This window comes from Acidocella sp. C78 (assembly GCF_907164655.1).
In genome coordinates, this window is record NZ_CAJQZK010000076.1 from 1 (window position 1) to 11,992 (window position 11,992).

Sequence of the window (11,992 nt, forward strand, 5' to 3'; positions counted from 1 at the left end):
CGCCCTCACGGTGTCGACCTATGGCGCGGACCTCGCCGAATTTCTCGGCTTCGTCAGCCAACATATCGGCGCCGAGCCGGCCGGCGCCGATCTCGCCGCGCTGAGCCTTGCGGATTTCCGGTCCTGGCTGGCCAGGGCCGCCACCGATGGCATCGGCAATGCGACACGTGCGAAGAAACTCTCCGCGGTGCGCAGCTTCTTCCATTGGCTCCGCCGGCGCCATGGCATCGTCAACGAGGCGCCCGGCCTCCTGCGCACACCCAGATCCCGCCGCCCCCTGCCGCGTGCGCTGAGCGCGCCGGATGCCGCCGCCGTGGTCGAAAGCCTCGGCGACGATGCGTCAAGCCCCGCGCTCGCGGCGCGCGACACGGCGCTGATGGCGCTGCTCTACGGCGCCGGGCTGCGAATTCACGAGGCGCTCGGGCTCGATATCGGCGATCTCCCGCCGGACGGCGCGCCGCTGGCGGTCCATGGCAAGGGCGGGCGACAACGGATCGTGCCGCTGCTGCCGGTGGTTCGGCGGGAAATCATCGCCTGGCTGCGGCATCATCCCTCCTCCGCGCCCGATGCGCCGCTGTTTCTCGGCGCGCGCGGTGGGCGGCTCAATCCCGGCGTGGTGCAGCGCCGGCTGCGCGAGTTCCGCCGGCTCAACGGTCTTCCCGAACACGCAACACCGCACGCGCTGCGGCATTCCTTTGCGACCCATCTGCTGGCCAACGGCGCCGATCTCAGAGCGATCCAGGAGTTGCTCGGCCATGCCAGCCTATCCACCACCCAGCGCTACACCGCGGTGGATACCGAGCGGCTGATGGATGTCTGGCAGGCGGCGCATCCGCGCGCGAGGGGGATCAGATGAAGCGCTCGATCCCGTCCCAGCGATAGGCGATCTGCGGCACGTCGACCCCGCCGACCTCGACGCTGCCATCCGCCACCCGCCGCCCGCCCATGCGCTCATAGAACCAGCGGGCGGGGTTGTCGGCCAGAACCCACAGCATCGCCGAGGCGCAGCCCCGTCCGGCAAGATGCGCCAGCGCCGCCGTGAGCAGCTGCCGCCCGAGCCCGCGCTCGCGGAAATCGTCGAGCACGTAGAGCGTCTCGATTTCGGCATCGGCCACGCCGTCGCCGCGGCGCCGCCCGGTCACAAAGGCGACGACATCGCCGCGGCGGCCGGCTTCCGGCAGTTCGGGACCGGAGGCGACGGCCACATGCACGACGGCGCCGCTGCGGATCACCCGGTTGTAATATCCTGCCTGGTCCGGCGCCGAGAGGCCGGTGAGCACCGGTTCAGGCAGCACGCCGGCATAGGCGCTCCGCCAGCTCTCCACATGCACGGCGCCGATGCCGCGCGCATCCGCGGTCCGGGCGCGGCGGACGGTGATCATCCGCGCCGCTCCATCCGGCAGGCGAAAAAACCCGTCAGTGCCGTCCCGCGCGGGGGACAGGCGCAGCATGTCGCCATGCAGGTAAGGCGGCAATCCGTCGGTGACCGGCAGGATGGCGAAATCGGTGTGCCGGGCCAGAAACGCTTCGATCTGCGCCTCGTTCTCCGGGCGCAGCACCGAGCAGGTCGCATAGACCAGCCAGCCGCCGGGCTTGACCAGTCGCTGCGCCGCATCGAGGATCACCGCCTGCTTGGCCGTGAGTTCGGCGAGATCGGTCTCGGTCAGCTTCAGCCTTGCATCCGGATTGCGCCGCCAGGTGCCGGCACCGGTGCAGGGCGCATCGACCAGCACGCGGTCGAATTTCTTTTCCTGCCGCTTCACCCATTTGTCGCCCGCTTCGAGCAGATGGCGCTCGGCATTGTGCACCCCGGCGCGGCGCAGCCGGCGGATCGCGCCGTCGAGCCGCGGCGCGGAGACATCGCAGGCAATGATGTGTCCCTTGTTGGCCATCGTCATCGCCATCGCCAGCGTCTTGCCGCCGGCGCCGGCACAGTAATCGGCGACGCGCATGCCCGGTTGCGCCCCGGCGAGCAGGGCGACGAGCTGGCTGCCCTCGTCCTGGATTTCCACCAGCCCGTCGCGGAACGGCGCGGCGGCCGTCACGTTCTGCCGGCCGGCAAGGCGCAGGCCCCACGGGCTGAGCCGTGTCGGCTCCGCCTTCAGCCCGGTGCGCGCCAAAGCATCCAGCGCCGCCTCGCGCGTGGCCTTGAGCAGGTTGACCCGCAGATCGAGCGGCGCTGGCTGCATCATCGCCGCGCATTCCGCCTCGAGCCTGTCGCCGAAGCGCTCGCGCAGCAACGGCAACGCGAACCCGGGCATTTCCAGCCGCACTGCCTCGGGCATCGACGGATGGTCGAGCGTATGAGTGTCGAGCCGGTCGAGCGCGCGCCGCTCGGCGGCGTCGAGCGGCGGCGGGGCGAACCGCATCACGCCGAACAGCCCGGCGACGCGCGGCGCCGGCATGCCGGTGAGCACGCGCAGGGCGGCGATGAGCAGGCGCGGCGTCGCCTCGGCGCCGACCCGTTCCAGCCACCAGCCGAGCCGGCGGCGGGCGCGCAGCACCGACCAAACGATCTCGCCGATCTCGCGCCGGTCGCCACCGCCGATGAAGCGGCGGGTGCGCAGGAAGTCGTTGGCAATGGCGTCGGCCGGCCGGCGATCTGCCTCGATCGCGTCCAGCAGCTCGATCGCCGCCTGCAGCCGGCCCGCGGGGGTCAAGGCTCAGTCCTGCCGGTAATTCGGGGCCTCGCGGGTGATCGCCACGTCATGAACGTGGCTCTCGCGCAGGCCGGCGCCGGTGATGCGGCGGAACCGCGCCTTGGTCTGCAACTCCGCGATCGTCGCACAGCCGGTATAGCCCATGCCGGCGCGCAGGCCGCCGACGAGCTGATGCACCACCCCGGCCATCGGCCCCTTGTAGCCGACCCGGCCTTCGATCCCTTCGGGCACGAGCTTCAGCGAGTCCTTGATGTCCTGCTGGAAATAGCGGTCGGCCGAGCCGCGGGCCATCGCGCCCAGGCTGCCCATGCCGCGATAGGATTTGTATGACCGGCCCTGGTAGAGAAACACCTCGCCGGGCGCCTCGTCGGTGCCGGCGAGGAGCGAGCCGATCATCACGCAGTCGGCCCCGGCCGCGAGCGCCTTGACCACGTCGCCAGAGGTGCGGATGCCGCCATCGGCGATCGCCGGCACATCGGCCGCGTGGCAGGCGGCGGCGGTTTCCATCACGGCGGAGAATTGCGGCACGCCGACGCCCGCAACCACGCGGGTGGTGCAGATGCTGCCCGGCCCGATGCCGATCTTGACCGCATCCGCCCCCGCCGCGATCAGCGCCGCGGCGGCTTCGGGGGTGGCGACGTTGCCGGCGACGATCTGAACCGCGTTCGAGCGTTCCTTGATCCGGGCAACCGCGCGCAGCACGCCCTCGGAATGGCCATGCGCGGTATCCACCACCACGACATCCACACCCGCCGCGATCAACGCCTCGGCGCGGCGCGCTCCATCCTCGCCAACGCCGGTCGCCGCGGCAACGCGCAGGCGCCCCAGCTCGTCCTTGTTGGCCAGCGGATGTGCCTCGGCCTTGTCCATGTCCTTCACGGTGATCAGGCCGACGCAGCGATACGCCTCGTCCACCACCAGCAGCTTCTCGATCCGGTGCTTGTGCAGCAGCGACCGCGCAACCTCGGGCGCGACATTCGCCGGCGCGGTGACGAGATTGTCCCGCGTCATCAGCTCATGGACCCGCGCGGCCGGGTCGGTCGCGAAGCGGACGTCGCGATGGGTGAGAATGCCGACAAGGCGATTGGTGCCGCGCTCGACCACGGGAACGCCGGAAATCCGGTGCTGCGCCATCAGCGCCTGCGCCTCGGCCAAAGTCTGCTCGGGATGGATGGTCAGCGGGTTGACCACCATGCCGCTCTCGAATTTCTTGACCTGGCGCACATGGTCGGCCTGGTCCTCGATCGAGAGGTTCTTGTGCACCACGCCGATGCCGCCCTGCTGCGCCATGGCGATCGCCATCTGCGCCTCGGTGACAGTATCCATCGCGGCGGAAATGACCGGGATGTTGAGCGAGATGGTGCGCGTCAGCCGCGAACGGGTGTCCGCCGCCGCCGGCAGCACCGTCGAAAAGCCGGGCACGAGCAGAACATCGTCGAAGGCATAGGCCTCGGTGATGCGGTCTGCGCCGCGCGGGAGAGAGAGTTCGTTGCTGGGAGCCATGGTGCGTCCTTGCCGGTTTGCGGACCTTGGCGATCCCTACTATCTGGCTCCCACCGATCCGGCAAGGCCGGCGGCGCAGGGCAGACCGCGCGCCACCGGAGCTTGCGGCCTCAACCGACCGCGTGCGCCCGGCCGGGAACCAGATCCTCCGCCTCGATCGTCTTCGAGGGCGGCGGCAGCGCGTCCGCCGGCAGGCGCGGATGGGCCTGCGGGTGAAGCGCCCGCGGCGGATAGCCGCTAAGTGCCCGCGGCGGATAGCCGCTAAGTGCCCGCGGCGGATAGCCGCTAAGTGCCCGCGGCGGGTAGCCGCGAAGCGCCTGCGGCGGGTGGCCCGGCATGGCGGCGGCCTGCGGCGGGCAGCCGGCGCTGCGGCGAACGAACACATGCATCCGGCCATCGCGCCCCGGCACGATCGCCATCTGCTCGCTGCACACACCCTCGCCGTCCCCCGCGCGGGCCATCGTGATCCGGGTGACGCCGCCGGGCACCGCGCCGGGACCCGCCATCGCCGAAACCAGCGCCAGCGGGCTGGCGGCGAGCTGCCCCAGCGCTTGCATCCGAACCTGCATCGCGCGCTGCATCTCGTCGATCTGGCGGATCAGCGCGGCCGGGGCGGCCGGAATCGCCATCACCGGCACAGGCGCCACCGCGACGGGCACGACAACAATTTCCGCGGGCACATTCCCGGCGGGCGGCGCGGCAAGGGCGGCGGCCGGCATCGCCAGAATAGCCACGGCAAGGGGCAGGAACGAACGAATCATCGGCGTGACTCCTCCAGTGCGGGATCAGCGGTTCGGCTCCGGCGGGCTTGGCGCCGCACGTCCGCGATCTTGGCGCCCCACCCCCGCATGTCCAGCATCATCCGCGCCCCGCCCGTTCACATCGTCGCGCGCGGGCGGGATGGCGGCTCCGGAGGGCGGCTGATATCCTCAAGGCAACCAAACCGCCAAGCCGAGGAAACCACCATGACCGATTTCACCACCGGCCTCGAAAAGACCGAAGCGAACTATCAGGCGCTGTCGCCGCTGTCCTTCCTTGCGCGGACAGCGAAAATCTGGCCGGAGCGGACGGCGGTCGTTCACGGCTCGATCCGGCGCACATGGTCGGAAACCTTCGCCCGTTGCCAGCGGCTCGGCGCGGCGCTCGCCGCGCGGGGAATCGGTCCGGGCGACGTCGTCGCGGTGATGGCGCCGAACATCCCGGCCATGGTCGAAGCGCATTTCGGCATCGCGATGGCGGGTGCGGTGCTGAACACGCTCAACACAAGGCTGGATGCCCCGACCATCGCCTATATCCTGCGCCACGGCGAGGCGAAGCTGCTGCTGACCGACACCGAATTCGCTCCCGTGATCGGCGCGGCGCTGGCGGAACTCGGCGATGCCGCGCCGCCGGTGATCGACATCGACGATCCCGAGGGGCCGGGCGGCACGCGGCTTGGCATCATGGAATATGAGGCGTTGCTCGCCACCGGCACGGCGGCGTTCGACTGGCGGTTCCCCGATGACGAATGGTCGGCGATCGCGCTGAACTACACCTCGGGCACCACCGGCAAGCCCAAGGGCGTCGTCTATCACCATCGCGGCGCCTATCTGAACGGGCTCGGCAACGCCATCACCTGGAACATGCGCCAGCACCCGGTCTATCTCTGGACATTGCCGATGTTCCACTGCAACGGCTGGTGCTTCCCCTGGACCATCACCGCGCTGGCGGGAACGCATGTCTGCCTGCGGCGGATCGACGCGCCGAATATCGCCGCCGCCGTCGAGCGCCACGGGGTGACGCATCTCTGCGGCGCGCCGGTGATCATGAACATGATGATCAACGCGCCGGAGCCGCAGCGCGCGGTCTATGCCGGGCGCGGCGTCGCGATGATGACCGCCGGCGCGCCGCCGCCGGCCGCCGTGATCGAGGCGATGGAAGGGCTCGGCGTCGATCTCACCCATGTCTACGGGCTGACCGAAACCTACGGCCCGGTCACCTACTGCGCCTGGCAGGAGGACTGGAACGGCAGCCCGGCGGCGGAACGCGCAGCACTGCGGGCGCGGCAGGGCGTGACCTACGCGGTCGAGGAAGGGGCGATGGTCGCCGATCCGGCCACCCGCGCGCCGGTTCCGGCCGACGGGATGACGATGGGCGAGGTGTTCCTGCGCGGCAACATCGTCATGATGGGCTATCTGAAAGATCCGGCTGCAACGGAAAAATCCTTCGCCGGCGGCTGGTTCGCGACCGGCGATCTCGGCGTCATGCACCCCGACGGCTATATCGAGCTGAAGGACCGCTCGAAGGACATCATCATCTCCGGCGGAGAAAACATCTCGACCATCGAGATCGAGACCGTGCTCTATCGCCATCCGGCGGTTCTGGAAGCCGCTGTCGTGGCCGCGCCGGACGACAAATGGGGCGAGGTACCCTGCGCCTTCGTCGTGCTGCGGCCGGAGATGACCGCCACGGCGGAGGACATCATCGCCTTCTGCCGGCAGAACATGGCGCATTTCAAGGCGCCGAAGCGAATCGTGTTCAGCGACTTGCCGAAAACCTCGACCGGCAAGATCCAGAAATACGTGCTGCGCGAGCGCGCGCGGGCGGGCTGAGCCACGGCCGCGGTCAGAACAGGAAACCGCGCTCGCCGTTCCATCGCGCGACCAGGCCGCGCGCCTCGGCCGATTCGTCGAGCAGCCGGCCGTGGGCGCGAGCCAGCGCCTCGGCATGGTGCAGCGCCGCGGCAAGCGCGCGCATCGCCGGATCGGACGGCGCCGTGTGGCGCAGTTCGCCGCCGCGATAATCGATCGGGTCGCATACCATCCGCACCGGATCGACCGGCTGGGCCAGATAAGCCGGCTCGCGCAGCAAGCTCGCCGGCGCATCGCGCAGCCGCTCGAAGGGCACCCGGTAATGCGCCGAATATCCCGCCTGCTCCGCCAGCCCGCCGGCGGCCAGCACCTTGAGCCAGCCGATCCCGCTCTTCTGCAGGTCGTGCCAGCCGGAGCGGCGGGGAAAATGCGCGAGCGCGGCACCGGCAAGACTGAACTGCGGCAGCGCAACGCCGTCGACCGACGCACCATGATTGCCTGGCGCGACCGCGCAGCGCGCACCGAATCCGCCGCGCACGAAGACCTTCGGCACCAGCGGTATCTCCCGCGCGCGCCAGCGCATCCGCCGCGGAATCACCAGCTCGGCGGGATCGTCATCCATCGTGTCGAAATAATGCACGAGCGGCAGCATCACCGCCGGTGCCCGGGCCCCCGCAAGCGAGGCCGCCAGCCCGTCCCCACCCGCGACGATGAACTCGTCAACGTCGAGAAACGCCACCCAGTCCGGCCGATGCAGCCCGTCGGCGGTCTCGTAGAGCCACGAATTCACCCGCGCTTCATCAAAGCCCACGGCGCGCGCCTGGAACACCGAGAGCGGCAGCCCCTCGTCGCGCAGCGCCCGCAGGATCGCGAGCGTGCGGTCGGTGCTGCCATTGTCGAGGAAGAGCAGATGCGCCGCGAAGGCGGCGTTGTGGCGCACGAACGCCTCGACAATGTCCTCCTCGTTCAGGATCCGGCTGGCGATGACGATCCGCATCGCCCGCCGGTCAGCTCCGGCGGCTGACGGTAAAGGCGGCGAGCGCGCGCAGCAGGTCGGCCTTTGCGCCGAAACTGTCGAGATAGGCGGCGGCCTGGCTTGCGAGATGCGCCGCATGGGTGCGCGCGCGCTCGATCCCCATCACCGCGACCATGGTCGCCTTGCCCTGGGCCGCATCCTTGCCGGCGGTCTTGCCGAGGCTTGCATCAGAGCCCTCCTCGTCCAGAATGTCATCGGCAATCTGGAACGCAGCACCGAGATCCCGCCCGTACCCCGCGATATGATGCCGCTGCGGCCCCTGCGCGCGGCCGAGAATGGCACCGGCCTCGGCGCTGAACTGGATCAGCCGCCCGGTCTTGAGCGCTTGCAAGCGGGTGATCACCGGCGGTTCGAGCTGCTTTCCTTCCGAGACGATGTCGATCATCTGGCCGCCGACCATGCCGCGCGCGCCGGAGGCCGCCGCAAGGGCGAGCACCAGCTCGCAGCGCACCTCGGGGTCGGAATGGGTGTCCGGCTCGGCCAGCACCTCGAAGGCCCGGGTTTGCAACGCATCGCCGGCGAGGATCGCGGTCGCCTCGTCGAACGCCTTGTGGCAGGATGGCTTTCCACGGCGCAGGTCGTCATCGTCCATCGCCGGCAGGTCGTCATGCACCAGCGAATAGGCGTGCAGCATCTCGACCGCGGCGGCCACCCGCACCGCGCAGGTGAGGTTGACCGAAAACAGCCGCGCTGTCTCGATCACGAGAAACCCGCGCATCCGCTTGCCGCCGCCGAGCACCGCATAGCGCATCGCCTCGACCAGCGGCCGCTCCTCGCCGTCCGGCAAGGGCAGCAGCACGTCCAGCTCGGTCTCGATCAGCGCGGCGGCATCCCGCAGCGCCGCGGCGAGCGCGGCTTCCGGCCCGGCGGCGCTCATTGGTCGTCCTTCAGCGCGAGCGCGCCATCGGCCCGCGCGACGATCGACTGCACACGGCTCTCCGCTTCGGCCAGCCGAGCCTCGCATTGCTGCTTCAGGCGGCTGCCCCGCTCATAGGCGGCAATCGCGTCCTCCAGCTTCTGCTGCCCGGTTTCAAGCCCGCGCACGATGCGCTCGAGCTCGGCCAGGGCATCCTCGAACGACATCTTGTCGATGTCCGGGCCCGAATCGGGGACGCCGGCATCCGGCTTGGCTGCGGCCATGATCGAAACTCCCAAGTTTTCCCCGCGATAGCGCCGGATCAGTGCCGCATCAAGGCGCGGACATGGGCGGCGGTGCCGGCGGCGAGCGCATCGAGGTCGTAGCCGCCCTCGAGCAGCGAGACCACCCTGCCGCCGCAATGCCGGTCGGCGACGCCCACCAGCGACTCGGTCAGCCAGGCGAAATCGGCGGTTTCGACATTGAGTTCGGCGAGCGGATCGAATTTGTGCGCATCGAACCCGGCCGAGATGATCAGCAGTTCCGGCGCGAACCGCTCCAATGCCGGTATCAGCGTCTCCTGCCAGGCGGCGCGGAAGGCGTCAGACCCGGAGCCGGGCGGCAGCACCGCGTTGACGATGTTGCCGGCAACGCCGCGCTCGGAAGGCCGGCCAGTGCCGGGATAACATGGAAACTGGTGCGACGAGGCGTAGAACAGATCGGCGTCGGTCTCGAACATCGCCTGGGTGCCGTTGCCGTGATGCACGTCGAAATCGACCACGGCGATGCGCCGAAGGCCGTGCGCGCGGGCATGATGCGCGGCGATCGCGGCATTGGCGAACAGGCAGAACCCCATCGCCCGGTCGGGTTCGGCGTGATGGCCGGGCGGGCGCGTGGCGACGAAGGCGGCCCGCGCCCAGCCCTCCATCACCGCGTCAACCCCGCGCATCGCGCCGCCGGCCGAGCGCAGCGCCGCGGCAAGACTGCCGCTGCTCATCAGCGTGTCGGCATCGAGATGCACCGTCTCGCCCTCAGCCGGCAATTTCGCGAGAATCGAATCGACATAGGCATCGTGATGCACGGCCCGCAACGCCGACTCCGGCGCTTCCGGCGCCACCTCGCGCAGCAGATGCTGGAATTCGGGGGTCTCCAGCGCGCCGAGCACGGCGCGCAACCTTGCCGGACGCTCAGGATGGTGCGGGCCGGTATCGTGCTCGAAGCAGGCCGGGTGGGTGATCAGCGCAACGGACATTTTTCTTGTTTCTCCCCAGGCGTTTCCTCATTTTGCCGGACCGCGCGGCGCCGTTTCATGGGGCGCGGCCTCGCGCGCGGCGCCCGCCGCTCGAATGGTGAAGCTGAACAAGCCCTTCACCTCGCTCCACGAGACCAGGGCATGCCCTGCATCGCGGCAGAAATCGCGAAAATCGACGACGGTGCCGGGATCAGTCGCCAGCACGCGCAGCCGGGTTCCGGGGGCGAGGCTGCGCAGCTCCCGGGCCGCCCTCAGCACGGGCATCGGCCCTTTCAGATAGCGCGCGTCGAGCTGTCTGTCCGCCATGGCAACATGGTGACGCCTCGCCGCCTCTTGAGCAATAGGCCCAATGGCGTGATAGAGGCGCGGAACGCAACGGACGGGACAGATCATGACCTATCGCATCGGCATCGACCTGGGCGGGACCAAAATCGAGATCGCGGCGCTGATGCCGGACGGGTCTCTCGCGCATCGCATGCGCGTCCCGACCCCCAGGATTACGGCCGCACGATCGAGACCATTGCCGATCTCGTGCGGGAGGCCGAGGCGAAGCTCGGCACCGCGCACGGTATCGGCATCGGCATTCCCGGAACGATCAGCCCGGCCACCGGCCTCGTCAAGAACGCCAATTCCGAGCGGCTGAACGGCAACCCGTTCGACAAGGACCTCGAAGCGAAGCTCGGCCGGCCCGTCCGCGTCTCGAACGACGCCAACTGTTTCGCGATGAGCGAGGCGGCGGACGGCGCCGGTGCCGGCGCGCATTGCGTCTTCGGCGTGATCATCGGCACCGGCTGCGGCGGCGGCATCGTCGTCGATGGCAAGGTGCTCGAAGGGCGGCACCACATCGCCGGCGAATGGGGACATACCCCGCTGCCCTGGCCTCGAATGGAGGAAATGCCGCTGCGCCGGTGCTGGTGCGGCAAATCCGGGTGTCTCGAAACCTACATCGCCGGCCCCGCCCTTGCCGCCGAGGCGGACGGGCCGGGCGCGCGCGACGCCGGCCGGCTGCCGGCGCGCGCCGCCGCCGGCGAGGAGCGCGCCGTTCGCGCCCTCGCGACACATGCCGAGCGGCTGGCCCGGGGCCTGGCGATGATCGTCAATATCCTCGACCCTGACGTGATCGTGCTGGGCGGCGGGCTGTCCAATCTCGATCACCTCTACACCGACCTGCCGGAACTGATGAAACCCTACATCATCAGCGACACGTTCGACACGCCGGTAGTCCGCAACAAGCACGGCGATTCCTCGGGCGTGCGGGGCGCGGCCTGGCTCTGGCCAGCGCCCTGAGCCGGGTCTTCAGCCGTCGGCGCGGCCGAAGCAGAGGAAGTGGGGGTTCTCGAACCCCGCCTTGCCGTAGCGCAGCGGGGTTTCATCCGCCATGGTGACGACCCGGCCGCCCGCCGCTTCCAGCACCGCCTGCGGCGCCGCGGTGTCCCATTCCATGGTCCGGCCGAGGCGGGGATAGAAATCCGCCACCCCCTCGGCAAGGCGGCAGAATTTCAGCGCCGAGCCGATATTGGTCAGCCGCGCCACCTTGTAGCGGGCAAGATAGGCGGCGAGTTGCGGATCGTCGGCATAATGGCGCGAGGCATAGACGGTAATCCCCTCGTCCGGCGGCGTACGCGCCGCGATCGGATGCCGCCCGGCACCGTTCTGCCGCCAGGCCCCCTGCCCGACGATCCCGCCATACACCGCCCCCTCCGCCGGCGCGCCAACCGCGCCGAGACGAACCCGCCCATCGACCACGAGCCCGATGCAGACGGCGAACTCGTCGCGCCCCGCGGCGAATTCCCGCGTGCCGTCGAGCGGATCGACCAGCCAGAAGCGCCGGCCCGGATCGGTCTGCCGCCCGGCCGCGACCTCTTCCTCGGCGATCACCGGAATTTCGGGCGCGGCGCGGCGCAGACCATCGACGATCAGCCGTTCGGCCCGCATGTCGGCGAGCGTGACCGGGGTTTCGTCGGCCTTGCGATCGACCGAGAAGCCTCCGGCGCGGACGGCGAGGATTTCACGCCCCGCGTCCTCGGCCAGCGAGGCGGCGAGTTCGAGCAATTCACTGTCATTCATGGACGCCTGATATCGCGGGGCTTGGAAAACGCCAAATTGGCGGGCATG

The 11,992-nt window shown here is 69.8% G+C and carries 11 protein-coding genes and 2 pseudogenes; 3 read left to right on the forward strand and 10 right to left on the reverse strand.

Going from position 1 to position 11,992, the window contains the following annotated elements:
- Nucleotides 1-856: tyrosine recombinase XerC (locus ACIDOCELLA78_RS89780; protein WP_201728833.1), on the forward strand; the 856-nt coding region annotated here is incomplete at its 5' end.
- On the opposite strand, the gene ACIDOCELLA78_RS89785 is transcribed toward ACIDOCELLA78_RS89780, so the two are convergent.
- From ACIDOCELLA78_RS89785 to ACIDOCELLA78_RS89800, 4 genes and pseudogenes are all read right to left on the reverse strand, one after another.
- Entirely contained in the window at nucleotides 849-1,382 is a 534-nt protein-coding gene (locus tag ACIDOCELLA78_RS89785; RefSeq protein ID WP_201728896.1) for a GNAT family N-acetyltransferase, read from the reverse strand. The genes ACIDOCELLA78_RS89780 and ACIDOCELLA78_RS89785 overlap by 8 nt on opposite strands.
- 24 nt (nucleotides 1,383-1,406) lie before the next feature.
- Nucleotides 1,407-2,660 (reverse strand): annotated as a pseudogene (locus ACIDOCELLA78_RS89790) (RsmB/NOP family class I SAM-dependent RNA methyltransferase); the annotation flags it as partial.
- A gap of 3 nt (nucleotides 2,661-2,663) precedes the next feature.
- Complete coding sequence (gene guaB / locus ACIDOCELLA78_RS89795) at nucleotides 2,664-4,163, reverse strand: IMP dehydrogenase (RefSeq protein ID WP_201728834.1); 1,500 nt, start codon at nucleotides 4,161-4,163, stop codon at nucleotides 2,664-2,666.
- A 110-nt stretch (nucleotides 4,164-4,273) separates the two neighbouring features.
- Nucleotides 4,274-4,924 (reverse strand): hypothetical protein, encoded by a 651-nt coding sequence (locus ACIDOCELLA78_RS89800; RefSeq protein WP_201728835.1) that lies wholly within the window; start codon nucleotides 4,922-4,924, stop codon nucleotides 4,274-4,276.
- 204 nt (nucleotides 4,925-5,128) lie between these two features.
- Between ACIDOCELLA78_RS89800 and ACIDOCELLA78_RS89805 the strand changes: the two genes are divergently transcribed.
- Nucleotides 5,129-6,754, forward strand: a complete 1,626-nt coding sequence (locus ACIDOCELLA78_RS89805) for an acyl-CoA synthetase (RefSeq protein ID WP_201728836.1) — start codon at nucleotides 5,129-5,131, stop codon at nucleotides 6,752-6,754.
- Nucleotides 6,755-6,767: 13 nt separating this feature from the next.
- Here the strand turns inward: ACIDOCELLA78_RS89805 and ACIDOCELLA78_RS89810 are convergent, their stop codons facing one another.
- Genes ACIDOCELLA78_RS89810 through ACIDOCELLA78_RS89830 form a run of 5 tightly spaced genes read right to left on the reverse strand, consistent with a single transcriptional unit; the run spans nucleotide 6,768 to nucleotide 10,183 of the window.
- Nucleotides 6,768-7,730 carry a glycosyltransferase family 2 protein gene (locus ACIDOCELLA78_RS89810; protein ID WP_201728837.1) on the reverse strand — a complete coding sequence of 321 codons (963 nt, stop codon included), beginning with the start codon at nucleotides 7,728-7,730 and terminating at the stop codon, nucleotides 6,768-6,770.
- 10 nt (nucleotides 7,731-7,740) lie between these two features.
- Nucleotides 7,741-8,646, reverse strand: a complete 906-nt coding sequence (locus ACIDOCELLA78_RS89815) for a polyprenyl synthetase family protein (RefSeq protein ID WP_201728838.1) — start codon at nucleotides 8,644-8,646, stop codon at nucleotides 7,741-7,743.
- Nucleotides 8,643-8,909 (reverse strand): exodeoxyribonuclease VII small subunit, encoded by a 267-nt coding sequence (locus tag ACIDOCELLA78_RS89820; RefSeq protein ID WP_201728839.1) that lies wholly within the window; start codon nucleotides 8,907-8,909, stop codon nucleotides 8,643-8,645. The genes ACIDOCELLA78_RS89815 and ACIDOCELLA78_RS89820 overlap by 4 nt, the downstream gene beginning before the upstream one ends.
- Nucleotides 8,910-8,947: 38 nt before the next feature.
- Entirely contained in the window at nucleotides 8,948-9,877 is a 930-nt protein-coding gene (locus ACIDOCELLA78_RS89825; RefSeq protein WP_201728840.1) for a histone deacetylase family protein, read from the reverse strand.
- Between the two features lie 27 nt (nucleotides 9,878-9,904).
- Nucleotides 9,905-10,183, reverse strand: coding sequence for a sulfurtransferase TusA family protein (locus ACIDOCELLA78_RS89830; RefSeq protein ID WP_201728841.1), 279 nt, complete (start codon nucleotides 10,181-10,183; stop codon nucleotides 9,905-9,907).
- An 85-nt stretch (nucleotides 10,184-10,268) separates the two neighbouring features.
- Here ACIDOCELLA78_RS89830 and ACIDOCELLA78_RS89835 point away from each other — a divergent pair.
- Nucleotides 10,269-11,164 (forward strand): annotated as a pseudogene (locus ACIDOCELLA78_RS89835) (ROK family protein).
- 9 nt (nucleotides 11,165-11,173) lie between these two features.
- On the opposite strand, the gene cysQ reads toward ACIDOCELLA78_RS89835, so the two are convergent.
- Nucleotides 11,174-11,944 carry a 3'(2'),5'-bisphosphate nucleotidase CysQ gene (cysQ, locus tag ACIDOCELLA78_RS89840; RefSeq protein ID WP_201728842.1) on the reverse strand — a complete coding sequence of 257 codons (771 nt, stop codon included), beginning with the start codon at nucleotides 11,942-11,944 and terminating at the stop codon, nucleotides 11,174-11,176.
- Nucleotides 11,945-11,992 lie beyond the last annotated feature (48 nt).

Coding starts and splice junctions, on each gene's coding strand:
- ACIDOCELLA78_RS89785 (WP_201728896.1), bottom strand. CDS start 1,382: ATGATCACCGTCCGCCGCGCCCGGACCGCGGATGCGCGCGGCATCGGC.
- guaB (WP_201728834.1), bottom strand. CDS start 4,163: ATGGCTCCCAGCAACGAACTCTCTCTCCCGCGCGGCGCAGACCGCATC.
- ACIDOCELLA78_RS89800 (WP_201728835.1), bottom strand. CDS start 4,924: ATGATTCGTTCGTTCCTGCCCCTTGCCGTGGCTATTCTGGCGATGCCG.
- ACIDOCELLA78_RS89805 (WP_201728836.1), top strand. CDS start 5,129: ATGACCGATTTCACCACCGGCCTCGAAAAGACCGAAGCGAACTATCAG.
- ACIDOCELLA78_RS89810 (WP_201728837.1), bottom strand. CDS start 7,730: ATGCGGATCGTCATCGCCAGCCGGATCCTGAACGAGGAGGACATTGTC.
- ACIDOCELLA78_RS89815 (WP_201728838.1), bottom strand. CDS start 8,646: ATGAGCGCCGCCGGGCCGGAAGCCGCGCTCGCCGCGGCGCTGCGGGAT.
- ACIDOCELLA78_RS89820 (WP_201728839.1), bottom strand. CDS start 8,909: ATGGCCGCAGCCAAGCCGGATGCCGGCGTCCCCGATTCGGGCCCGGAC.
- ACIDOCELLA78_RS89825 (WP_201728840.1), bottom strand. CDS start 9,877: ATGTCCGTTGCGCTGATCACCCACCCGGCCTGCTTCGAGCACGATACC.
- ACIDOCELLA78_RS89830 (WP_201728841.1), bottom strand. CDS start 10,183: ATGGCGGACAGACAGCTCGACGCGCGCTATCTGAAAGGGCCGATGCCC.
- cysQ (WP_201728842.1), bottom strand. CDS start 11,944: ATGAATGACAGTGAATTGCTCGAACTCGCCGCCTCGCTGGCCGAGGAC.